At 68.2% G+C, this 21,945-nt stretch carries 19 protein-coding genes; 10 read left to right on the top strand and 9 right to left on the bottom strand.

Features of this window, described 5'->3' with window-relative positions; genetic code table 11:
* The first annotated feature begins 5 nt into the window (after positions 1–5).
* The 6 genes from ACQEVO_RS09850 to ACQEVO_RS09825 all read left to right on the top strand — a co-directional run bounded on the left by ACQEVO_RS09850 (position 6) and on the right by ACQEVO_RS09825 (position 4,061).
* Entirely contained in the window at positions 6–341 is a 336-nt protein-coding gene (locus ACQEVO_RS09850) for a histone-like nucleoid-structuring protein Lsr2 (RefSeq protein ID WP_432911235.1), read from the top strand.
* A 243-nt stretch (positions 342–584) separates the two neighbouring features.
* Positions 585–1,652: an alpha/beta hydrolase gene (locus ACQEVO_RS09845; RefSeq protein WP_432911233.1), complete on the top strand. Its 1,068-nt coding sequence runs from the start codon at positions 585–587 to the stop codon at positions 1,650–1,652.
* A 91-nt stretch (positions 1,653–1,743) separates the two neighbouring features.
* Complete coding sequence (locus ACQEVO_RS09840) at positions 1,744–2,805, top strand: fused (3R)-hydroxyacyl-ACP dehydratase subunits HadA/HadB (protein ID WP_432911231.1); 1,062 nt, start codon at positions 1,744–1,746, stop codon at positions 2,803–2,805.
* Between the two features lie 86 nt (positions 2,806–2,891).
* A complete protein-coding gene (locus tag ACQEVO_RS09835) occupies positions 2,892–3,341 on the top strand; it encodes an SgcJ/EcaC family oxidoreductase (RefSeq protein ID WP_432911229.1) in 450 nt (149 codons plus the stop codon).
* Between the two features lie 95 nt (positions 3,342–3,436).
* Positions 3,437–3,742: a hypothetical protein gene (locus ACQEVO_RS09830; protein WP_432911226.1), complete on the top strand. Its 306-nt coding sequence runs from the start codon at positions 3,437–3,439 to the stop codon at positions 3,740–3,742.
* A complete protein-coding gene (locus tag ACQEVO_RS09825; protein WP_432911223.1) occupies positions 3,729–4,061 on the top strand; it encodes a hypothetical protein in 333 nt (110 codons plus the stop codon). Before ACQEVO_RS09830 ends, ACQEVO_RS09825 begins: the two co-directional genes overlap by 14 nt.
* Before the next feature lie 13 nt (positions 4,062–4,074).
* Here ACQEVO_RS09825 and ACQEVO_RS09820 read toward each other — a convergent pair whose 3' ends face one another.
* The gene (locus ACQEVO_RS09820) at positions 4,075–4,956 is read right to left on the bottom strand and encodes a hypothetical protein (protein ID WP_432911221.1); all 882 of its coding nucleotides are present in this window, start codon (positions 4,954–4,956) and stop codon (positions 4,075–4,077) included.
* 178 nt (positions 4,957–5,134) lie between these two features.
* Positions 5,135–5,458 (bottom strand): hypothetical protein, encoded by a 324-nt coding sequence (locus ACQEVO_RS09815; protein WP_432911219.1) that lies wholly within the window; start codon positions 5,456–5,458, stop codon positions 5,135–5,137.
* A 460-nt stretch (positions 5,459–5,918) separates the two neighbouring features.
* Here ACQEVO_RS09815 and ACQEVO_RS09810 point away from each other — a divergent pair, with 460 nt between their 5' ends.
* Positions 5,919–7,415 carry a PucR family transcriptional regulator gene (locus ACQEVO_RS09810; RefSeq protein ID WP_432911217.1) on the top strand — a complete coding sequence of 499 codons (1,497 nt, stop codon included), beginning with the start codon at positions 5,919–5,921 and terminating at the stop codon, positions 7,413–7,415.
* Here ACQEVO_RS09810 and ACQEVO_RS09805 read toward each other — a convergent pair.
* Positions 7,398–8,501 carry a transporter substrate-binding protein gene (locus tag ACQEVO_RS09805; protein ID WP_432911215.1) on the bottom strand — a complete coding sequence of 368 codons (1,104 nt, stop codon included), beginning with the start codon at positions 8,499–8,501 and terminating at the stop codon, positions 7,398–7,400. The two genes, ACQEVO_RS09810 and ACQEVO_RS09805, sit on opposite strands and share 18 nt — an antisense overlap.
* Before the next feature lie 333 nt (positions 8,502–8,834).
* On the opposite strand from ACQEVO_RS09805, the gene ACQEVO_RS09800 reads away from it, so the two are divergent.
* The 3 genes from ACQEVO_RS09800 to ACQEVO_RS09790 all read left to right on the top strand — a co-directional run bounded on the left by ACQEVO_RS09800 (position 8,835) and on the right by ACQEVO_RS09790 (position 14,701).
* Entirely contained in the window at positions 8,835–10,889 is a 2,055-nt protein-coding gene (locus ACQEVO_RS09800; RefSeq protein WP_432911212.1) for a hydantoinase/oxoprolinase family protein, read from the top strand.
* A gap of 40 nt (positions 10,890–10,929) precedes the next feature.
* Positions 10,930–12,942 carry a hydantoinase B/oxoprolinase family protein gene (locus ACQEVO_RS09795; protein WP_432911210.1) on the top strand — a complete coding sequence of 671 codons (2,013 nt, stop codon included), beginning with the start codon at positions 10,930–10,932 and terminating at the stop codon, positions 12,940–12,942.
* Positions 12,943–13,060: 118 nt separating this feature from the next.
* Positions 13,061–14,701: a purine-cytosine permease family protein gene (locus ACQEVO_RS09790; RefSeq protein WP_432911208.1), complete on the top strand. Its 1,641-nt coding sequence runs from the start codon at positions 13,061–13,063 to the stop codon at positions 14,699–14,701.
* Positions 14,702–14,896: 195 nt separating this feature from the next.
* On the opposite strand, the gene ACQEVO_RS09785 is transcribed toward ACQEVO_RS09790, so the two are convergent.
* Genes ACQEVO_RS09785 through ACQEVO_RS09760 form a run of 6 tightly spaced genes read right to left on the bottom strand, consistent with a single transcriptional unit; the run spans position 14,897 to position 21,734 of the window.
* Positions 14,897–16,150: an allantoate amidohydrolase gene (locus ACQEVO_RS09785; protein ID WP_432922519.1), complete on the bottom strand. Its 1,254-nt coding sequence runs from the start codon at positions 16,148–16,150 to the stop codon at positions 14,897–14,899.
* Positions 16,151–16,161: 11 nt separating this feature from the next.
* Positions 16,162–17,487: an FMN-binding glutamate synthase family protein gene (locus tag ACQEVO_RS09780; RefSeq protein WP_432911206.1), complete on the bottom strand. Its 1,326-nt coding sequence runs from the start codon at positions 17,485–17,487 to the stop codon at positions 16,162–16,164.
* 20 nt (positions 17,488–17,507) lie between these two features.
* A complete protein-coding gene (locus tag ACQEVO_RS09775) occupies positions 17,508–18,224 on the bottom strand; it encodes a protein glxC (RefSeq protein ID WP_432911203.1) in 717 nt (238 codons plus the stop codon).
* Positions 18,209–19,108 carry a class II glutamine amidotransferase gene (locus ACQEVO_RS09770; RefSeq protein WP_432911201.1) on the bottom strand — a complete coding sequence of 300 codons (900 nt, stop codon included), beginning with the start codon at positions 19,106–19,108 and terminating at the stop codon, positions 18,209–18,211. Before ACQEVO_RS09770 ends, ACQEVO_RS09775 begins: the two co-directional genes overlap by 16 nt.
* 27 nt (positions 19,109–19,135) lie before the next feature.
* Positions 19,136–20,497 (bottom strand): type III glutamate--ammonia ligase, encoded by a 1,362-nt coding sequence (gene glnT, locus ACQEVO_RS09765; protein ID WP_432911198.1) that lies wholly within the window; start codon positions 20,495–20,497, stop codon positions 19,136–19,138.
* A 40-nt stretch (positions 20,498–20,537) separates the two neighbouring features.
* Positions 20,538–21,734: an NAD(P)/FAD-dependent oxidoreductase gene (locus ACQEVO_RS09760; RefSeq protein WP_432911195.1), complete on the bottom strand. Its 1,197-nt coding sequence runs from the start codon at positions 21,732–21,734 to the stop codon at positions 20,538–20,540.
* Between the last annotated feature and the right edge of the window lie 211 nt (positions 21,735–21,945).

Here is a 21,945-nt window from a genome sequence, read left to right as displayed (position 1 = left end):
AATGCATGGCGCGCAAGGTCATCGTTGAGCTGGTCGACGACTACGACGGAACGTCCCCGGCGGAGGAGACCGTCACCCTCGCGCTGGACGGTGTCACCTACGAAATCGATCTTTCCGCACGTAACGCCGAGAAACTGCGCGATATCGTCGGCGAATGGGCCGCGCACGCGCGCCGGGTCGGTGGCCGGGCCACCAAGGGTAAAAAGCCCGCCCAGGCCGCGACCGACAGCAGGCAGACCCAGGCGATCCGGGAGTGGGCACGGAAGAACGGTATGGACGTTTCGGCTCGGGGCCGGATCTCCGCCGACGTGCTCGAGGCGTACAAGAAGGCGCACAAATAGCGGCCGGAGACCACCGGCCATACCGGCGGGGCGTGCCGATCGGACCCGGTCATAGTCGGCCTGGCCCCGGCGCGTGAAAGATCACAAACGGGTAACAGGACCCTTTCCGGATACGACAGAGTGTTCGGTATGCCGATGCCGTGGCGGGGCCACGCGATGTTCGGCACCGGTCGGGAAATGCGTGGACGGCGACAGCCGGCCACGCACCCGATCTGCTCACCGGACGAAAGGCCCTGTTCTCTCATGCGTTTGTCACCGGCGATCTCCGCCGTCCGCGGCCGCCGTCGTTTCTGGCCGGCCCTGGCCGCGCTCGCCGTATTGATCCAGGCGGTTTCCCTCGTTTCCGGCGGCGCCCCTGCCGCGCGGGCCGCGTTCGATCCCGCGGGTATCGATTTCTGGGTCGACGGCAGTATGGGCCCGATCAAGAGCCGGGTGTTCCGGGCCGCCGACGGCAACACCTCACGCGTCGTCTACGCGCTGGACGGTATGCGAGCCCGCGAAGACCTCAGCGGCTGGGAAATCGATACCGATATCGTGCGGGAATTCACCAAATGGAATATCAACGTGGTGATGCCGGTCGGCGGCCGGTCCAGTTTCTACACCGACTGGAACGCACCCAGCACCTTCGCCGGGATACCGCCGGGGACCGGGTCGGGGAACGGCTCGTCCTCGGGTTCGGCCTCGGGCTCCGGCGGATTGCAGGTGCTGGCGGAGGGGCCCGGTAAGTCCTACACCTACAAATGGGAGACCTTCCTGGCCCGGGAGCTCCCCGCCGCACTGCGCGACCGGCTGGGCTTCGCGACCCAGCGCAACGGGGTCTTCGGCCTGTCCATGGGCGGTAGCGCCGCCCTCACCCTGGCCGCGCTCCATCCGGACCGATTCAGTTTCGCCGGCTCCTATTCCGGCTACCTGAACATCTCCGCGCCCGGTATGCGCGAGGCGATCCGGGTGGCGATGATCGATGCCGGTGGCTACAACGTGGATTCGATGGCCGCCCCGTGGGATCCGAAATGGCTGCGTATCGACCCGTTCGTGGCCGCGCCCCGGCTCGTCGCCAACAACACCCGGCTGTGGGTGTCGGCGGCCAGTGGGTTGCCCACCGCGGGCGACGGCCCGACCGTGGGCACCGTCAACGGTATGGGACTGGAGGCGCTGGCGCTGGTGAACACCCGGGCCTTCCAGGTCCGGATGGCGACCCTGGGTGCGCGCAATGTGCACTACGACTTCCCCGCTCTCGGTATCCACGCCTGGAACAACTGGGCCGATCAGGCGGTGCGAATGCTGCCGGACCTCTCGGCGAGTATCGGGTGATACCCGGGCGAGGTCCGGGTGACGGCCCTCACCACCGAATGCAAGGCAGTCGCTCAGCAATCCGGAAGAACGATCGGTAAGGTTTTCCAGCATGGGGCAGAACGAGGTAACCCTTTCCGCCGAAGGCACTTCCGGCACTCAGGTGGTCACGAAGGGGCTCCCGGTGGGCTTGCGGTATCGGATGCGTGATCACTACGTGGTCGGCCGGGAGAAGATCCGTGAATACGCCCGCGCGGTCCAGGACCATCATCCGGTCCACTGGTCCGAGGGCGCCGCCGCCGACTACGGACACGACGGACTGATCGCCCCGCTCACGTTCTTCTCCGTGCCCGGCTATCTGGCGCAGACCGAAATGTTCGAGTCCGTGCTCACCGGCTACGACCTGAGCCAGATCATGCAGACCGATCAGGTGGTCCGCTACCACCGGCCGATCCGCGCCGGCGACGCCCTGTCCTACGAGGTTCACCTCGAATCGGTACGGCACGCCTTCGGCGGCGATCTCATCACATTCGAGACCGTGGTCACCGATCAGCACGGCGCGCTGGTGCTGGTCTCCCAGATCGGCGTGGTCGGTCGCAGCGGTGCCGGACCGGACCTCGGTGATCTCGATGCGGGTGTCCTCATGCACGGTTTCCGGCAGGGCACCGAACGGCCCGGTCCCCCGCCGCGGGAACGCAACGCACCGGCAGCGGCATCGCCCGCCTCGCCGGCGACCGCGCCGCCGGTCAGTGGTTTCGTCCGCGATTTCGATTCCGTCCGGGCCGGTGACGAGTTACCTTCCCGCACAGCGCAGCTCACGATCGGCGACTTGGTGAACTACGCCGGTGTATCCGGCGACCCCAATCCGATCCACTGGAGCGCCGAGGTGGCCGGCCGCGTCGAACTGCAAGCCCCGGTCGCACACGGCATGCTGTCGATCGGTCTCGGCGCCGGCTACGTGACCTCCTGGCTCGGCGACCCGGGCGCGGTGTGCGAGTACGCGGTCCGGCTCACCAGTCCGGTCTACGTGACCCGGGAGGGCGCCGAGGTCGAGTTCAGCGGCAAGGTCAAGTCGGTCGATCCGCTGGAGCGCACCGCGACGATCGCCCTCACCGCCCGTCACCAGGGCCGCCGGATCTTCGGCCGCGCCACCGCCGTGGTCCGGTTGCGCTGATTTTTCCGGTACGCCCCGGGTTCGAGACGAGCGGCACACCGGCCACAGCTTGACCTCAACTTATGTCGAGGTTCGAAACTGATGCCATGAGCACAGCAACTACCCGGCCCCCGGTGGTCGAAGACACGACCGTCGACCACACCGGCGATATCGCCGCGATCGAGCAGTTGATCGCCGATGTCGAGACCGGCTACAACACCAACGATGCCGAACTGATGGTCAGCGGGTTCACCGCGAACGCCGCGGCCGGGAACGCGGTGGGCACGGTGATCACCGGCCGCGATGCGCTTCTCGACGCCGCCCGACGGGGCCTGGCCGGCTTCCTGCAAGACGAGTACGTACGGTACGAGGTCGCCGATATCGTCTTCCTCCGCCCGGATATCGCGATCGCACACAAAACCGCCCGCGCGGTAACCGCCGAGGGCGAACTCATCGACAAGGATCCGGCCATGGTGGCGCTGTACGTACTTGTCCGCGAGGGCGGCGTCTGGTGGGTCGCCGCGCGCCACAACACACCCGTCCCCCAGGCCGGCTGATCGTCCACCTCGGGTCGCCCGGGAATTGCGGGTGCGTGACCCGCGCAACCGCCTCTGGGCCCCGAGGGTAATACCGAGGTATTATCGTGGGGTCCGTGGGTCACGGGCAATACGAATGGTGGATAGGCGCGTACGAACTACTCCACCGCAGCGGAATCGAGCCCTGGGAAGTATTGGAGGTGCTGTATTCACCGCGGCGGTGGCCCCGGGCCGCAACGAGCCGCGAGGGACTGCCCGCCGCGACCGTCTGGGGCCGGACCGATGAGGGTCGCGCCCTGATCGTGCTGCTGCGCCGGCTGCGGGCCGACGCCCGGTGGCAGATTCTGCTGGCGAGTCCGATGCGCCCCCACCAACTCGCCGAATACACCGCATGGGAGGCGACCCGAGATGAAGAACAATAAGGAACCGGACCCCGGCTACCCCCGGTCCCCGGAGGCTGCCGTGGATTTCCTGGACGGGCTCGTCTACGACGATGCCGCACCGCTGCCGGCCCTGCCGCCGACCACGGACCGGATCGAACAGGGCATGGTGGCCACCTCGTTCAAATGGACCCCGGAGATGCGCGACCGGGTCCGGCGCAAGGCCGCCGAACACGGAGTCACACCGTCCATCCTGATCCGTCAGTACATCGAGATGGGCCTGCTGGCCGAGCAGTCCGAGCGGATGATCCCGCTGGCCGACGCCGTGCGCGCCCTCACCAGCCTCCCGCATCCGGCCTGACCCGGCCGCGGGTTCAGCTCGCGAGCACGGTCCGCGCGCCGGTGTCCGGCGCCGGACCGACGGCTCGCGGTGGTGCACTCAGCGCATGCGCGGCACCGACACCGGCACCGATGCCGGCACCGACCGCCGCGAGCGGGGCGGCCATGAGCGCCGCCCCATAGGCCGCGCCCAGCGGTGCCGCGCCGAGCCCGATCGGCGCGAACGGCAGCCCGATCGCCAGTCCGAGCGCCCCGCCCACACCCGCGCCGACGAGTGCGAACGGTGCGGCCACCGCGGCCCCGGCGGCCGCACCGAGAGCCGCCGCGCCGAGAGTCTGGCCCGCCACCCGGTCCGACCGGGTGCGTTCCATCCCGACCGAGTCCAGGAAGGTCGCCAGTTCGGCCTCGGTCGTCGCGGCACCGTCGTTGAGCTGGATCGCCTGCTCCCTGGGCAGCCATTCCGGTGCGTCCACCCGGACATCGCCGAATCGCAGGACACCGGGCGGCGGCGCGATCGGCGGCACCGGCGATACCGGGACGGGTCCGTGCAGGTTTTCCACCGGCGACAGGTAGTCGCTGTCCGGTACGGGCCGCGCCCACTGCAACGAACTCAGTGTGTCGTCCGGGATGCGGACGCCGTGATACGGGCGCACATTCGGGACTTCGGCGTTTGGCCACCGCGCCTCCTCGTCCGGCTGCCCGGGCACCTCGGATTCGCCGGCCGGCGCCGCACCGGCGGCAGTGTGCGGCGCGGAATCATCGTGGCCGGCCGGACTCACCGCGGTGTACCGGCCGGGTTCGGCGCTCGCGGTGCCGTTACCGACCATGGCGAGAACGACGGGAACCGCCCCCGCCACCATCAGCGACCCCATCTTCTGCCGCCGCGGACTCAGTGCTCTGTGCTTACCGCTGCCCATCGATCACCTTCCATGAAAGAAAGAGATGCTGTTGTTTCACATTCGGATCCGGTGCTGGATCCGGATGGGCGGTATCTGGCAGCGATGGCCCCGAAACTCCTCTGAACAGGTAGAACAGTTTCGTCCAGGGCCCTGGAATCGAGAGGCACGCCCAGGCGGAAAGCCCACCGGGCGGGGGTCAGGGTGCGGGCGGCGCACCGGTATTCGTGCAGAACGGCTGGCACGACCCCGGCGTCGGCGTCACCCGCGCGGGCTCATCGCCGAAATCCGCCGAACTCACCACGATCATGACCAGCAGCGCCACCCCGACGACGAACCCGAAGATCAGCAGTGTCGGCCACAGCCAGGTCCGCATCGGCTTCTCGTCGATCACGGGCCTCGGCATCATCGGATCGGCCGGGTTCACCGCGGTCGCCGGATCCACCGGAATACCGGGATCCACAGGATCGACGGGGTCTACCGGCCGGACCGTATCGCGTTCGGGGCCACCGTATTCGCCCATATGCAAACCACCTCCAGTGGGTCTCCGCGACCGGATACCCGAATCCGGCGGCAGTTCACATCCGAGCCGTTCGGCCTTTGTCACCGGGTCGGCAACCGGCCCTTCGGCCGCGACGGGTCTTCCGGAACTCGGCACGGCGCCACCGCGGATTTCGACGACGGCCGCCACCATCTCCCCCGCCCGGTCCGGTACTGCGCCGGCGCGCGGCACACGGGCTTTCGCCGGCCGGGCGCGGACGCCGGCGTGCGGCTCGGCCGACCATCCGGTCCGCCGGTGATCTACGCTGACCGCAGATGGTGGGGCCGGGACGACGCCCCCGGCCGGACAGCATCGCCGATATCGCGGCCACCGTACACAGCGAGGTGCACTTCATGGTGGATCCGCTTCCGGTCGCACCCCGGTCGACATGTCCGCCGAGGCAGCACACCGGATGCGCAGACCCGGGCCCGGAGGGAGTTGTATGGCGACACTCGGTACGTTCGCCCTGCGTGCCGGGCTGCGCTGCCTCACCCCCGGCCCGGCCGACCGCGCCCATCGCGCCGTGGTCACCGGGCTGCACGAGTTCGATCCCGCGGTCCCACCGGCCGTCGGACCGGGAAGCCTGTTCTACGTTTCGTCACAGCGGTGGCCCGCGGTCCCCGGCGCCGAATCGCTGGCCGCGGAGCTCCGGGCGGCGGGTGGTGTGGCGGTGGTGGTCGACAACGACGACCGGAACCTCCCGCCGGAATTCGTCGCCGCCTGTGTCCGCCAGGTCCTTCCGGTGTACCTGCTGCCCAAGGACGGATCGTTCGCGCAGCTGACGCATGCGTTACCGACCGGCTCGCAAGACACCGAGACCGCCCGCGAGACCGGGATCGCGGCCGTACGCGGCACGCTCGGGCGTTTCACCCGGACGACCGGCACCACCGCCGGCCTGGTCATGGACGGTTGCGTGATCTCGGGCGCCGATCCGTTGGAAACGAAACTGCTGACCACCTTGCTGTCACGGGAACCTGTGGTGCCGCAGCGCTTTCCGCGGTCGGCTCCGGCACTGCACCTCGAACTGCCCGAATCGGGTCATGCGCTCGTCGTGGCCAATCCGCAACGGGTGGCGCTGAACCCGCAGACGGTCGCCGGGCTGGTCCGGGAACTCGATGCGCACGCCCGGTCGATCGAGGTGGAGCGCGCGGCGCGGCGCGACTCGGAGAACGCGTTGATCCGGGAGTTGATCGATGCGTCCGTGACCGCCGCGGCGCTCGATCCCTGGGCACGCTCGCTCGGGGTAGGTCCGGGTACCCGGGTTCGTGCCGTGGCCGCGGTTCCGGAACCCGCCGACGACCCCCGGCCGCTCGTCGCGGCCCTGCGTGACCTCGCACTGTGCGGCAGCGGGGCCGGTATCGCCGGCGCGCACGACCACTGTGCTTACGCACTGATCGTGCTCGGCGCCGGCGAATCCGGGAATGCCGGCGTCCCCAGCGCGTTCGACCACGCGATCGAGGTGCTGACCACGCTGTTCACCCACCGCTACGGTGCGACCCTGGCGATCGGCACGAGCACGCTGGTGGTCCGCGGTAGCGCCGACCTCGTGCGCGGGCTCGTCGACGCGCGGCAGTGGGCCGACCGTACCGCCCGGGCGGGGCGGTCCGATGATCGCCGGATACCCCTGCCGACCCCACTGGCGGCGACGCTCCTGGCGGCCGAACCGGAGACCGCGCGCACACTGCACCGGGCGCTGCTGCAGGCGGTGGTCGAGTACGACAGCGAGAAAGGGTCGCGTTACCTGGATACGCTGCGGACCTTCCTGGCTCTCGACGGGCAACTCGGTGCCACCGCCGCGGAATTGGGCATCCATATCAACACCCTCAGGTACCGGCTCGCCCGTATCGAGCGGCTCACCGGGCGCGGCGTCCACTCCACCGCCGACCGGGTGGATTTCTACCTGGCCCTGTGCCTGCGCGAATTATCCGGAGACCGATAGCTGCCGGCTCCCGGACCACCACGGATCGGGCAGGCGCGGCGAGAATTGTTCCACCACTTCGTATTCGCCGTCCGATGCCCGGCCCACATAAGCCGGATGGGTGCTGTAGTGGTCACCGCGGAAGTAGAAGGGAATTCCCTCCGGGCTGCCCTCGAACCGGATGCCCAGCAGCGCGTCGGAGATATCGGCGGGGTCGGCGGAACGCGCCTGTTCGGCGGCCAGCCGCAGGGCGTGGACGGCGTTGTAGGCCCCGACCTGGGCGGAATGGGTTCGCCGCTGCCCGCGCACCGTGTTCATCGCCGCCCGATACGCCTGGTTCTCCGCGGATTCCAGCCCCGCGAAATAGCTGGCGACCATGAAATGCCCGTCGCTGACCTCGGCCGGCATATGGGCGAGATCGACGGCCGTGGTGACGGTGGCCGCAATGGGCAGACGCGCGGCGGTGAATCCGGCCCCGTGGAATTGTGCGTAGAACGCGGCGGTGGAATCCACACCGACCAGATTGCTGATGATCACCGCCGGGTTTTTCTGTTCGATATCGGCGAGCACCGCCGAGAAATCGGTTTCGCCCAGCGGGGCGTGCCACACCCCGGAGATCGTCACCGACCAGCGCGCCCCGATCCGCCGGATCGCGTCGGCCAGGACGCGCGGATAGATATAGTCCGAGCCCAGGATGTACACCCGGCGGCCGAGATGGTCCGCGATCCAGGACAGATAGTCCTCGAGGTACTGGTTGGGGGCCGCACCGCAATAGAAGACCCGGCTGTCGGTTTCTTCGCCCTCGAAGTATGTGGGGTACATGAGCAACGTCCGGTTGGCATGGACCGCCGGAATCATCTGGACCCGGCTGGCCGAGGTGTACCCGCCGACGACGACATCGACCGATTCGTCCCGGCACAGCCGGTCGATACCGCCGGCGGTCGCCGAGACGTCGGAGCCGTCGTCGAATACCGCTACGCGCAGTTCTTCGCCCCGGATACCGCCGGTGGTATTCACTTCGTGCACGGCGAGCAGGGCCCCGTCCAGAATCGAGCGCTCCATTTCGGATTGCGCGCCGCTGAGCGAGTAGAGCATGCCGATCTTCACACCCGACGCTCCTCTCACCCGGCGGTGTCCTGGTCCGATGAGGGCCACTCTACGGCCTGCCCCGGTGGCCGCCCAGCGCAGGAGCACAGCCCGTTCCGGCACCGGCCCGGCCTGTTTCGATCCGGTGACCACATATCTCGTCCCGATGTCGGATACGTGGCCGTTACCTGTCGCGGGAAGCGATACGGGCAGTTCGGGGCTGTAATTTCCGCTCCGGACTCGTACCGATCTCCAATACGCGCGGCAGTCCGGTTGGCCGATGAGCCAATTGCCGTGGGCCCCCGCCGGCGGGTTTCGTGAATTCCGCTAGGCGAGACAGCCCGAGGAGGCGAGATGACCGAAGCCATCGGCACCACCCGACAGCGGATCCGTACCGCGGTCGATATCGGCGGAACATTCACCGACGTTTTCGTACAACACGGTGACGGCCGGATCAGCACCGCCAAATACCCCACCCAGAGCGACCCGATCGAGGGCGTATTGGCCGGCATGGAACAGGCCGGCGTGGATTGGGCGGATGTGGAGTTCTTCTCGCACGGAACGACCATCGCGACCAACGCGCTCATCACGCGTAACTTCCCCCGGATCGCACTGGTGACCACCGAGGGGTTCCGCGATGTGATCGAGATCCGCCGCGGCGACCGCGAATCCTGGGACCCTTATCAGGAAGTGGCGCCGCCGTTCGTTCCCCGCCGGCACCGGCTGACCGTCCGGGAGCGGATCGGCTACGACGGCGAGGTACTGCAGCCGCTGGACGAGGATCAGGCTCGCGATATCGCCCGGATCCTGCGGCGCCGCGAGGTGGCGGCGGTCGCGGTGTGTTTCGTCAACTCGTTCACCAATCCCGAGAACGAGGAGCGGATGGCCGAGATCCTCGCCGAGGAACTGCCCGGCGTATCGGTGACCACCTCCAGCGATGTACACCCGGAGATCTTCGAGTACGAACGGTTCTCGACCACCGTCGCCAATGCCGCACTGGTGCCGATCATCGGCCCCTACGCCCGGACCCTGGAGGATCGGCTCAGCGAAAGCGGTTACGCCAACGATGTCCTGCTGCTGCACTCCGGTGGCGGGGTGATGACGCCGAAGATGGCGGAGAAGTACGGTGCTCGGCTGGCCGCCTCCGGTATCGCGGCGGGCGCCATCGCCAGCCGCCATATCGCGCGCACCTGCGGCTTCGAGAACTCCATCGGCTTCGATATGGGTGGCACGTCGACCGATGTCTCGCTCACCGACAACGGTGTCCTGGGCACCACCAACCGGTGGAGCGTGGAATTCGGCTATCCCATCTGCTTCCCCAGTATCGAAGTCCTGACCATCGGCGCGGGCGGCGGGTCGATCTCGTGGCTCGACGACGCCGGCTCGCTGCGCAACGGCCCGCAATCGGCGGGTTCGGAACCGGGACCCGCCTGCTACGGCATGTCCGGTGAACTGGCCACCAATACCGACGCGAACCTCATTCTGGGAACAGTCGGAAAGAAACTCGCCGGCGGTGTCCGCGAGCTCGACGAATCGCTGGCGCGCGCGGCGGTCGAGAAAGTCGCCGCACCGCTCGGATTGGATATCGAAACGGCCGCGCAATCGATCATCAAGGTTGCCAATGCCAATATGGCCGACGCCATCCGGCTCATCTCCATTCGCAAGGGACATGATCCGCGCGATTTCGCGCTGGTCGGTTTCGGGGGTGCCGGACCGTTGCACGCGGCGTACCTGGCCAAGGATCTCGGAATTCCGTCGGTGATCATTCCCCCGCACCCCGGTGTCACCTCGGCCATGGGCTGCATGCTGGTCGATGTCCAGCACGACCTCACTCAGATGTATCTCGCCGATGCCGCCGATGTCGATCCGCGGCAGCTGTCCGAGGCGCTGCGCCGGTTGCAGGCCCGGGGTCGCGAACGGCTGGCCGCCGAGCATGTCGCCGACGAGGACATGGTGTTCGAGTGCTACGTCGACACCAGGTACATGGGCCAGTGGCGGGCCATCGCGGTACCGGTGACCCTGCCGCTGACCGGTCTCGACGACGTGGTGGCCACCTTCCATGCCAATCATCTGAAGGAGCACAACTACGCCGACGAGACCGCGGGCGTGGAGATCTACCGGCTCTCCGTGCGCGCGATCGGTGTCACGCCCAAACCACAGGCCGAGCCGGCGCAGCTCATCGACCCCGCCGAGTTCACGCCGACGGCCACCGAGGTCCGGCGGGTGCTGTTCCCGGACGAGACCGCGCGCCTGGAGACCCCCGTGTACGACCGGGCCGAACTACCGCCGGGCGCCGTTCTGCAAGGCCCGTGCATCGTCGACCAACTGGACTCCACCACGGTCGTCCCGCCGCAAACGACCGCCCGGGTCGACGAATGGGGAAATCTGATCCTCACCTACTCGGCCTGAAATCTCGCTCGCAGCAATCCAACTCGAAAAGGTACAGACAATGGCGACATCATTGGACCCGGTGACCTTCGAAGTCCTCAAGAACGCGTTCATCAGCACGGTCGACCAGATGGCCGAGCAGATCCTGCGCACCTGCTATTCCTTCGTCATCTATTCCCGCGATTTCTCCTCGGCGCTCTGCGATACCGAGGGCAATACCGTCATGCAGGGAACAGGCGATATCGCGGCGCATGTGGGCACCCTGCACTACACCGCGAAAGCGGTGATCCGGCAGTTCGCCGGCGATATCCATCCGGGCGACGTATTCGTCATCAACGACGTCTACGAGGGCGGCAGCCATTTCAACGACACCCGGATCATCCGCCCGATCTACTATCAGGGCGAACTACTCGGCTACGCGCAGGCCAACGGCCACTGGGCCGATGTGGGCGGCGCGACCCCGGGCTCGTTCAACGTGAAGGCGCTCGACCATATGGGCGAGGGCCTGCGCATTCCTCCGACCCGCCTGTGGAGCAAGGACGAATTCCTCGAAGACGTCGCCTATCTCATCGCCAAGAACACCCGCAACCCGCGCGACATCATCGGTGATATGCAGGCCCAGGCCGAGGCCACCCGCGTCGCCGAACGGGAAATCCAGCGGCTCTGTGACAAGTACGGTGTGGACACCGTCAAGACGGCGATGGCCGAGGTGCAGGACTACGTCGAAGAATTGACCCGGGCGAAGATCGCCGCGCTACCGGACGGCACCTGGTACACCGAGGACTACATCGACCAGGATCCGGCGCTCGGCGAGGGACTCATCCCGGTCACCATGAAGATGACCATCGACGGCGATACCGTGCACTACGACCTCAGTGAATCGCACGCCTCGATCTCGTCGATGATGAACGCGGGTTTCGGCGGTTCGTTCGCCGGGATCGTCGCCGGCACCAAAATGCAGTTCCCCGATATTCCGTTGAACTCCGGTTTCTACCGGGCCGTCACGGCCGATCTGGGGCCGGTCGGTTCGGTGGTCAATGCCGACTGGCCCTCGCCGTGTGCCGGATTCTGTTCCGGGCCGTTCGAGAAGATCATGAGTTCGGTATTCGAGATCTGGTCCGACATCCTGCCCGAGCGTGCCATGGCGTGCACCTTCAACCTGGAATATCTGCTGGTCGGCGGCCGCGACGAACGGGAGAACGGATCGCCGAACTTCATGTGGTACGACTGGATGATGGGTGGCTGGGGTGCTCGTAACGGTGCCGACGGCTACAACGCGTCGGCCGCGGTGTTCGGGGTCCAGTACGGCACCCAGCCCTTCGAAGGCCAGGAACGCCTCGCGCCGGTGCTCACCTCCTGCCACGATCTGGTGCCGGATTCCGGTGGTCCGGGCAAGTTCCGTGGGGGTCTCGGTGCCGAGAAGGGCGGCCGGCTGTGGGCGAGCAGCAAGACGGTGATGTCCTATTGCTGCGATCGCGAACGCTCGGTGACCTGGGGCCTCTGGGGTGGTCTCCCGTCCATCCCGCACGGAGTGTGGCTGAACAAGGGTAAGGAATCGCAGCAGTACCTGGGTTCGATCTTCGCCGCGGTACCCGTCGAATCCGGTGACGAGTTCACCCGGCCGTCGGCCGGCGGTGGCGGGCTGGGCGACCCGCTGCGGCGTGATATCGCGGCCGTGCTCGAGGATGTGATCGACGGCTACGTCACCATCGAACGCGCCGAGAAGGACTACGGCGTGGTGATCAGGGAGATCGACGCCGAGGTCTTCGAATACGAGGTCGACCACGAGGCCACCGGGAAAGCACGGGAGTACATCCGGCGGCACCGCCACGACTGGATGCTGCGGGCACCGGAGGAGGTCGCCGAGGAATACCGGTCCGGTCTGATCAACGAAATGGACTGTGTGCGCCAGTACGGGGTGATCCTCGACTGGGGTAGCGGTGAGGTCCTGGTGAACACCACCGATCAGTTCCGCCGGATGTTGCAGCGGCGCACCCTGGTGCATTGGACCGACGATCCGAGCGTCGACTACGTCAAGGGCACGCTGACCGTATCCGAGTCCGCGGCGGTCTGACACGCCGGGCGACTATGCCCGGTTGCCAGGGGCGGGCGTCGTGCCCGCCCCTTCGCCGGCCGCGACGGCGCTGTCCCGGCCGGATTCCGATATTCCGTTCACGAATGGGAGCACCCCCATGTCGACCTCTTCCGATTCCCCCAGACCCGGTCTGCCCGATCTCGTCGTCTCCACGCAGGACGATCCGAAAGTACTGGAACGCGCCGCCGCCGAGGACTATTCGCTGCATATCGTTCCACTGTCCTGGCGCAGCGGGCCCGCGTCCGTCTCGATGGCGTGGTTCGGCCTCATGAGCGCCATGTTCTGGGTGGTGGTGGGCAGTACCGTGACACTGAGCGTGGGCACGGTGGATACGTTGATCGGTATCGCGTTGTCGGCCGTCAGCTACGGGGCCATCAATTCGATCGTGGCCCGGTATGCCGCGCGCACCGGGACCAGTGTGTCGCTGTTCTCCCGCGCACTGTTCGGCCGGGTCGGCTCGGCGTTCGCGGCGGCGCTGTTCGGCATCACCATCACCTACTACGTGGTCGCGGAGGGCGCGATCGTGGCCAGTGCGCTGCACGCTTACCTCCCCGCGCTGCCCATGGCCGTCTGTTGTCTGCTCGTGGTGCTGTACCAGGCGCCGCTGGCGATGCGCGGCGTGAACACCTGGCTGGACAAGATCAACGGCCTGTTGCTGCCGCTGTATCTGCTCGGCCTCGTCGGCTCGGTGGTGTGGGCGATCGCCCGCTACGGCTACAGCAACGACTGGCTCACCTACGAACCCGCCGGGTCCGGCGATCTCGGCGTGCCCGGCTGGTGGTTCGCCTACACCGTGTACATGGGTGTCTGGGTGGTCACCATGATGGCCTGGGATTTCGCGCGGTTCGGCCGGCCCGGTGACGCCGTGTTCAACGGCCGGGTGACCTTCGGGACGCCGTTCTACGTGATGACGCTCCTGGTCAACGGAATGGTGGGTATCTTCCTCGCCCACACGATCGAGATCGCGGGGCCGCTCAACGAGGAGTCGGCGATTCTCGGCATCGTGTCGATGATGGGTATCTGGGGGCTGCTGTGGGTGGTGGCCAGCCAGACCCGGGTCAACACCGGCAACTTCTATCTCGCGTCCACCAATTTCCAGAATTTCTTCGCCCGCGCCGCCAAGATCACGCTACCGCGGGTGTTCTGGCTGGGGGTCACCGCGGTGATCGTGTACGTGATGATGCTGACCGATGTGCTGACCTGGATTCTGCAGGCCCTCACCTATCAGGGTGTGATCATCGTCAGCTGGGTGGCGATCGCACTCACCCATATCCTGGTCCACCGCGGTGCGGCGGCGCTACCGGAGGTCCGGCCGGGTCGGGTGCCGGCGGTGAATCCCGCGGGGCTGGGTGCCTGGGTGGTGTCCTCGGCCGTCGGAATCGCGATGGTCGCCTTCGGTGGCGGCACCGGGTCGGTATGGGCGCCGCCGGTGAGCTGCCTGCTCGCCGCGCTGCTCTACGGGGTGGCGCTGCGCCGCTCCCGGCCACACTGGTTCACGCTGGACCGGCCGTTCGACCCGCAGGACGAGGTCGCCGATCCGTGGGAAACCCGGATCCGCTGCCACCGCTGCGGCGACTCGTATGTCGCGGTGGAAATGGACCGCGACCCCTCCGCCGGGCATCAGGCGATCTGCCTGGCCTGCGCCTCGGATACCCCGAGCTTCCTCCGCGCCGCGGAAGCGGAGGCCCGGCGGGACGCGCCGGAGGCCACCGAACCGGCGACTGTGCGGGCGGGATAGCCGGCCCGAACCCGGCGCCGACGGCTCCGCGCCGTCGGCGCCGGCCGTGTACCACCCGGATCCACGGCGACCGATTCTGGCGGCGGCGCGGGAAGTTCGGCGCTCGGCTACCAGCTGCGCAAGACGGCTCGGAAGCGGCCGGACACCGGAAAACAGGCCCGGATGCCGTGCGTCCGGGCCCGTCGCAGAGCAGGGTCAGGGGGTCGGATCCGGCGGATTCGGCCCCGTCACTGTCCATTCCGCCATGAGGTCGGCGAGGGCCGCGGCGCCGAGGTGGCAATCGGTGGGCCGGGCGAATTCGGCCGGGGAATGCGAGACGCCGGTGGGGTTGCGGACGAAGAGCATGGCCGTGGGCACCACGGCGGACAGGATGCCCGCGTCGTGACCGGCGGCGGTGGGCAGGACCGGGACGTCGCCGAGGTGACCGAGCACCTCGCTGACCCGGTCGCGCACATCGGCCGGGAATTCCACTATGGGCGTGACGGATTCGGCCTCGATCCGTAACCCGATACCGCTGCCGTCCGCGTCGGCGCGGGTGCGGTCGCCGATCTCGGCCACCAGCCGGCGCAGGGTGGGCTCGTCGGCGGCCCGGGCGTCGAGCCAGGCGCGGATTTCCGAGGCGATGGCATTGGCACCGTTCGGCAGCACACTCAGCTTGCCGAAGGTGGCGACCGCGGCGTGTAGTTCCGCGGCGTGGCGGGCGGTGTGCACCGCGGTGGCGTAGCTGAGCATCGGATCGCGGCGATCCACCAGCCGGGTGGCACCGGCGTGATTGGCTTCGCCGGTGAAGGTGAACAGCCAGCGGCCGTGCGGCCAGATCGAGGAGGCCACCGCCAGCGGGCGGTCCACCAGGTCCAGGGCCCGGCCCTGTTCGACGTGCAGTTCCACGAACACCCCGATCCGCCGGGCCAGCGCCGGGTCGGCGCCGAGCCCGCCGGGATCGCGGCCGGCCGCGCGCAGCGCCTCGGCGAGCGTAATACCGTCGGAGTCGCGGAGTCCGAGTGCGCGCTCGGGGGCCAGCGCACCGGTGCTCAGCTGGGAACCGATACAGGCGACCCCGAACCGTGCCCCCTCCTCGTCGGAGAACGCGACCACCGCCACCGGGCGGCGCGGGACGACCCCGCGTTCCCGGACCAGGTCGACGGCGGCGAAGGCGCTCACCACGCCGAGCGGGCCGTCGTAGGCGCCGCCGTCGGGAACGGAGTCCAGATGCGAGCCGGTGACGAAGGCGCCGGTGGGATCGCCGGTCCAGCCCGGCGGCAGCCACCACGCCCAGAGGTTTCCGTTGCGGTCGGCTTCCACCTGCATGCCGCGTTGTGCGGCGCAGCCGGTGAACCATTCGCGCAGGGTCATATCGGCGTCGGTCCAGGCGAACCGGCGGTATCCGCCGGTCGCCGGGGCGCGGCCGACCTCCAGGATCTCGTCCCACAGTGTGTCGAAGCACCGCATACTCGGCGCGCTCATATCCGGCCCGGGATCCAGGTGGTGCCGGCCAGTGGGACACCGGCCATCGCGGCGGCCTCCACGGTGAGCGCGACCAGATCTTCCGGTTCGAGGTTGCGCAGATGCGATTTCCCGCAGGCCCGCGCGAGGGTTTGGGCCTCCATGGTGAGCACCCGCAGGTAGTTCGCCAGGCGCCGGCCGGCCGCGACCGGGTCGAGGTTGCGGGCGAGTTCCGGGTCCTGGGTGGTGATCCCGGCCGGGTCGCGGCCGGCCTGGAAATCATCGTAGTAGCCGGGTGCCGAACCGAGCGCCGCGTACTGGTCGGCGAAGCGCGGGTTGTTGTCGCCGAGCGCGATGAGGGCGGCGGTACCGATGGCCACCGCGTCGGCGCCCAGCGCCATCGCCTTGGCGACATCCGCCCCGCTACGAATCCCGCCGGACACGATGAGCTGCACTTTCCGGTGCACACCCAACTCCTGGAGGGCTCGGACGGCCTGGGGCAGCGCGGCCAGGGTGGGGATGCCGACGTGTTCGATGAACACGTCCTGGGTGGCGGCGGTGCCGCCCTGCATCCCGTCCACGACCACCACATCGGCGCCCGCCTGGACGGCGAGTTTGACGTCGTAATAGGTCCGGGTGGCACCGACTTTGACGTAGACGGGCTTTTCCCAATCGGTGATCTCACGCAGTTCGATGATCTTGATGGCCAGATCGTCGGGGCCGGTCCAATCCGGATGCCGGCACGCCGAACGCTGGTCCACGCCCTGCGGGAGGGTACGCATCTGCGCGACCCGCTCGGTGATCTTCTGGCCGAGCAGCATTCCGCCGCCGCCGGGTTTGGCGCCCTGCCCGAGCACGATCTCGATGGCGTCTGCGCGCCGCAGATCGTCGGGGTTCATCCCGTAACGGGACGGGAGGTATTGATAGACGAGGGTTTTCGATTGCCCGCGCTCTTCGCGGGTCATCCCGCCGTCACCGGTGGTGGTCGAGGTGCCCACCGCACCGGCGCCGCGCCCGAGTGCCTCCTTGGCCTGCCCGGACAGCGCGCCGAAACTCATTCCGGCGATGGTGATCGGGATATCCAGGTGGAGTGGCTTCTTCGCGTGCCGGCCGCCCAGGACGACATCGGTATCGCAGCGCTCGCGATACCCTTCGAGCGGGTAACGCGACATCGAGGCGCCCAGGAACAGCAGATCGTCGAAATGCGGGAGCGGTCGTTTGGCGCCCCAGCCGCGGATATCGTAGATCCCGGTTTCGGCGGCGCGCTGGATCTCGGCGATCACGGTACGCGGGAAGGTCGCCGATTCCCGTAATGCGGGGTCGAGCTGTGCGGGACTGCTCATTATGGTCTCCTGCCCCGGCCTCAGTACGCGCCGGCGTTGTCGACGTGGAAGTTGTACAGCGTGCGGGCCGAGCCGTAGCGGGTGAATTCGGCGGGGTCGGCGGCGAATCCGGCGGCGTCGAGCAGCTCCCGGAGTTCGGCCAGATGCTGCGTGCGCATGGGCTTCTCGATACAGTCGGCGCCCAATGAGGCGACCTTCCCGCGGACATAGATCCGGGTCTCGTACAGCGAATCCCCCAGCGCTTCCCCGGCGTCACCGCACACCACGAGACGCCCGGCCTGGCCCATGAACGCGCTCATATGCCCGATATCGCCGCCGACCACGATATCGGCGCCCTTCATCGAGATCCCGCAGCGCGCCCCGGCATTGCCCTCGATCACCAGCAGGCCGCCGTGGGCGGTCGCGCCGGCGGATTGGGACGCGTCGCCGGTGATCCGTACCGTGCCCGACATCATGTTCTCGGCCACCCCGGTACCGGCGTTCCCGCGGACGGTGACGGTGGCGCGCTGGTTCATCCCCGCGCAGTAGTAGCCGACATGACCCTCGATCGTCACCTCGATCTCGTCGTCCAGCCCACAGGCCACCGCGTGTGCCCCGCGTGGGCTCAGCACATGCACCCGCCGCGGCGCGGCCGGTGTGTGCAACAGCGCGTTGACCTCCCGCACGGTCCGCACCCCCAGATCGAGGGTGGTGACCGCGGCGGTGTCCTGGTGCAACTCACTCACTGCCGGTGCCATACGTAGACCTCCTCGGGAACGGGTTCGAAGATATGGGCGGTGTCGATACCCGGCAGATCGGCCAGGGCACGGTATTCGGAGGCCATCGCGACCCACCGCCCGGTTTCGGCGATCACCGCGGGTTTGCAGGCGATCGGGTCACGGACCACGGCGAACGATTCCTTGTGGGCGACGAGCAGGGTGTAGAACCCGTCGAATCGTTCGGCGAGCAGCCGCAGCGCCTTCTCCAGATCGGCGCCCTCGGCCAGCTGCCGGGCCAGGAACCGGGCGGCGACCTCGGTATCGTTCTCGCTGTCGAAAACGACTCCCGCCCTTTCCAGTTCGTGTTTTACGCTCATGTGATTGGAGAAGGAGCCGTTGTGCACCAGGCACTGGTCGGGCCCCACCGAGAAGGGATGCGACCCCGCCGCGGTGACCGCGGATTCGGTGGCCATCCTGGTATGCGCGACACCCTGATGACCGGCGGCGTCCGGGAGCCCGAACCGCCGGGCCAGCGCGCTGGGATCGCCGACCCCCTTCAGCACGGTGAGGTCGTCACCGAATCCGATGAGCCGGGCTCCGGGCGCGGCCCGGCGGGCGGCGTCCGCCAGTTCTGCGGCGCCGGTGGCCGCGGTGAGCACGGTGGTCGGCGCGAGCTCGATACCGTCGACCCGCATGCCGATCGCGGCGGCCACCCGGGCCGCGAGGTCCGTGGCCGGCTCCGCCACGTCCAGCAGGGAGACCGTGGCGGCACCGGCCGGTGACCAGTTCGAGTCGCCGTAGACAGCCATTCCGGCCGAATCCGGCCCCCGCTCACACATCTGGTCGAGCATCCCGGTCAGTAGTTCGCCGAGCCGGGGATACAGGGCTGGGTCGCGCAGATGCAACCCGACTATTCCGCACATGCGGTGCGCTCCTTCGCGGTTCGCGGATCAGAAGGCGGTGAGGTATTCGTCGATCTCCCAGGCGGAGACCGTGTTGTGCCAGGCGAAGAACTCGTCCCGTTTGATCCGGGCGAAGTATTCGCCGACGCCGGGACCGGCCCCGTCCAGCGCGGCCATCACCACCGGGTCGGCCTCGAGTGCGTCCATGGCGTGCAGCAGCGTCATCGGCAACAGCTCGCCATCGCGGTCGCCGCTACCCGGGGTGCCGGGGTCGAGCGCGCGGTCGATACCGTCGAGACCGGCCCCGACCGCCGCGGCCATGGCCAGGTAGGGGTTCGCCGACCCGTCGCCGCCGCGCAACTCCACCCGGTTCCCGTCGGGTACCCGCAGGTAGTGGGTGCGATCGTTACCGCCGTAGGTGGCCCGGCGTGGCGACCAGGTGGCTCCGCTGCTGGTCGATACGGCGCCGATCCGCTTGTAGGAGTTGACCGTCGGTGCCAGCACCGCCTGGAGCGCGCAGGCATGGTCGAGCAGACCGGCGAGGAACGAATAGGCGGTGCCGGACAGGCCGAGCCCCCGCGGATCGCCGGTGTCCGGGAACAGCGCGGTCTCCCCGCGCCACAGCGACAGGTGCAGATGCATCCCCGATCCGGTGCGGTCGGCGAACGGTTTGGGCATGAAGGTGGCGCGCATACCGCGTTTCTCGGCGATCACCGAGAGCAGATAGCGGGCGGTGATCACCCGGTCGGCAGTGGTCATGGCGTCGGCGTAGGCGAAATTCTGCTCGAACTGGCCGTTGGCGTCCTCGTGATCGCTGGCGTAGTTACCCCAGCCGAGGGTGTTCATCGCCGCCGAGATCTCGGTCAGGTGGTCGTACATCCGGGTCACGTCGCGGGCGTCGTAACACGGCTGCCGGCTGGTATCGGCCGCATCGGCGGTGCGCAGCGTACCGGTGGCGTCGCGCTGCACCAGGAAGTATTCGATCTCGGCGCCGACCTTGACGGTGAAACCGCCGGCCGCCGCCCGCCGCAGGGCCGCGGCCAGCACCGCGCGCGGCGCGAACGGCCATACCCGGCCGTTGACGTGCGGATCGCAGTGCACCAGCGCCAATCCCGGCCGTACGAAGGGAATCGGGGTGAAGGAGGACGGATCGGGCACGGCGACGAGATCCGGGTCCGCCGGCTGCTGGCCCATCGTGCCGGCGGCGTACCCGGCGAAGCCGGCGCCGTCGGTTTCCAGCTGGCCGACGGCCTCGACCGGGACGAGCTTGGCACACGGTTTCCCGGACAGCGTGGTGAACAGGGCGAGGATGTACCGGGTGCCGCTGGCCTGCGCCAGCGCGGCCAGTGTGCCCGGTGCGGTGGCGGCTTCCGGGACCGGGGCGAATGTTGTTGCGGTGTCGAGGGCCATGGGTACTCCAGGGGTCGGTCGGTGCGGCGGGCTGGGTGGGTCAGCGCATCTCGCCCGCACCCACGTAGGGATGCGGGCTCACCAAGGGGGCGCCCTCGGCGAAACGGGAGTAGCGGAAATCGTCGGGATCGACACCGGGCAGGTCGGTTTTCCCGGTGGTGAGCAGATCGGCGGCGAGCCGGCCGACCGCCGGGGAGATCTTGAAACCGTGCCCGGAGAAGCCGGTGGCCAGGAAGAGGCCGTCGACCGGCGCCGGGCCGATGATCGGGTTGTAGTCGGGGGTGACGTCGTAGGCGCCGACATAGGATCCGGTGATCCGGGGGTCGGGCATAGCGGGTAGCCGGTGCCCGAGTTTGCCGATCACCTTCTCGACCGTGCTCTCGTCGGCCCGGTTCACGTAGTTGTCGGGGTCGAGGTATTCCGGGGCCTGGTGGTCGGAATTGCCCACCAGCAGTTCGCCGTTGGGTTCGCGGCACAGATAGGACAGCCCCGCCAGATCCGACAGCACGGGCACCGGCGGCGTCGGCGCGCCCTGATCGACCAGCACCAGCTGCGCGCGCTGGGCGCGGACGTCGACCGCCACCCCGGCCGACGCCGCGAGCGCCGGAGTCCAGGGGCCCGCCGCGAGGATCACTGTTCCGGCGTGGATCTGCGCGCCGTCGGCCAGCCGGACACCCGCCACCGCGCCGCCGGGGCCGAGTACCAATTCGCGCACCGGGGCACCCTGCGCGATCCGCACGCCGAGGGCGCGAGCCGCCGCGGCGAATGCCATACCGGCCAAGTAGGCCTCGCCTCGTCCACCGCGCGGTTCGTAGGCGAAGGCGGCGAAATCGTCCAGGTACAGTCCCGGCCACAGATCGCGGACGGCGGCATGGTCGACCAGCGCGACGTCGATACCGAGCCCCTGCATCATCGCGACGTTGGCCCGCAAGGCTTCGACGTTGCCGGCGCCGACGCCGACCAGGTAACCGCACTGCTGGAAACCCATATCGTCGCCGAAGAGCTCGCCCGCCCTGCTGAAGACATCCAATCCGTACCAGGCCATGGCCGCGAGCGACGGCACACCGTAGTGGCACCGGACGACACCGCTGGACTTGCCGGTCATCCCGGAGCAGAGGGTGTCGCGTTCCAGCACGACGACATCGGTTTCCCCGCGTTCGGCCAGCGACCAGGCGATGGCCAGGCCTTCCAGCCCGCCGCCGACAATGACGTAGTTGTGGGTTTCGGTCGCCGCCATGGTCACCTGTTTCTTGTCACGAGATTGTGTTGTATATCAAGAAACATTCTCGAGATGACGGCGGCGTTACGGGCACGTCAGCACCGGATAACCCAGCGGGCCCGAGAGATACCGCAAAAACAGTTGTCATACACCCTTGACACTCAGCTACCGCATGGGTGAACGAGCAGATCCGCCGGAGATTAATCCACGCGTAACCCGTCGCATTGTT

The sequence above is a fragment of the Nocardia sp. CA-290969 genome (assembly GCF_050936135.1).
In the GTDB taxonomy this organism is placed as follows: Bacteria; Actinomycetota; Actinomycetes; order Mycobacteriales; family Mycobacteriaceae; genus Nocardia.
This window is presented reverse-complemented; position numbering and strand designations above follow the sequence as displayed.

What these genes read in the sequence shown, in the direction of transcription:
- ACQEVO_RS09845 (WP_432911233.1), top strand. Translation starts at nt 585, where the DNA reads ATGCGTTTGTCACCGGCGATCTCCGCCGTCCGCGGCCGCCGTCGTTTC.
- ACQEVO_RS09785 (WP_432922519.1), bottom strand. Translation starts at nt 16,150, where the DNA reads ATGCGGTGCTTCGACACACTGTGGGACGAGATCCTGGAGGTCGGCCGC.
- ACQEVO_RS09800 (WP_432911212.1), top strand. Translation starts at nt 8,835, where the DNA reads ATGACCGAAGCCATCGGCACCACCCGACAGCGGATCCGTACCGCGGTC.
- ACQEVO_RS09775 (WP_432911203.1), bottom strand. Translation starts at nt 18,224, where the DNA reads ATGGCACCGGCAGTGAGTGAGTTGCACCAGGACACCGCCGCGGTCACC.
- glnT (WP_432911198.1), bottom strand. Translation starts at nt 20,497, where the DNA reads ATGGCCCTCGACACCGCAACAACATTCGCCCCGGTCCCGGAAGCCGCC.
- ACQEVO_RS09795 (WP_432911210.1), top strand. Translation starts at nt 10,930, where the DNA reads ATGGCGACATCATTGGACCCGGTGACCTTCGAAGTCCTCAAGAACGCG.
- ACQEVO_RS09840 (WP_432911231.1), top strand. Translation starts at nt 1,744, where the DNA reads ATGGGGCAGAACGAGGTAACCCTTTCCGCCGAAGGCACTTCCGGCACT.
- ACQEVO_RS09815 (WP_432911219.1), bottom strand. Translation starts at nt 5,458, where the DNA reads ATGGGCGAATACGGTGGCCCCGAACGCGATACGGTCCGGCCGGTAGAC.
- ACQEVO_RS09825 (WP_432911223.1), top strand. Translation starts at nt 3,729, where the DNA reads ATGAAGAACAATAAGGAACCGGACCCCGGCTACCCCCGGTCCCCGGAG.
- ACQEVO_RS09850 (WP_432911235.1), top strand. Translation starts at nt 6, where the DNA reads ATGGCGCGCAAGGTCATCGTTGAGCTGGTCGACGACTACGACGGAACG.
- ACQEVO_RS09810 (WP_432911217.1), top strand. Translation starts at nt 5,919, where the DNA reads ATGGCGACACTCGGTACGTTCGCCCTGCGTGCCGGGCTGCGCTGCCTC.
- ACQEVO_RS09770 (WP_432911201.1), bottom strand. Translation starts at nt 19,108, where the DNA reads ATGTGCGGAATAGTCGGGTTGCATCTGCGCGACCCAGCCCTGTATCCC.
- ACQEVO_RS09780 (WP_432911206.1), bottom strand. Translation starts at nt 17,487, where the DNA reads ATGAGCAGTCCCGCACAGCTCGACCCCGCATTACGGGAATCGGCGACC.
- ACQEVO_RS09790 (WP_432911208.1), top strand. Translation starts at nt 13,061, where the DNA reads ATGTCGACCTCTTCCGATTCCCCCAGACCCGGTCTGCCCGATCTCGTC.
- ACQEVO_RS09760 (WP_432911195.1), bottom strand. Translation starts at nt 21,734, where the DNA reads ATGGCGGCGACCGAAACCCACAACTACGTCATTGTCGGCGGCGGGCTG.
- ACQEVO_RS09820 (WP_432911221.1), bottom strand. Translation starts at nt 4,956, where the DNA reads ATGGGCAGCGGTAAGCACAGAGCACTGAGTCCGCGGCGGCAGAAGATG.
- ACQEVO_RS09835 (WP_432911229.1), top strand. Translation starts at nt 2,892, where the DNA reads ATGAGCACAGCAACTACCCGGCCCCCGGTGGTCGAAGACACGACCGTC.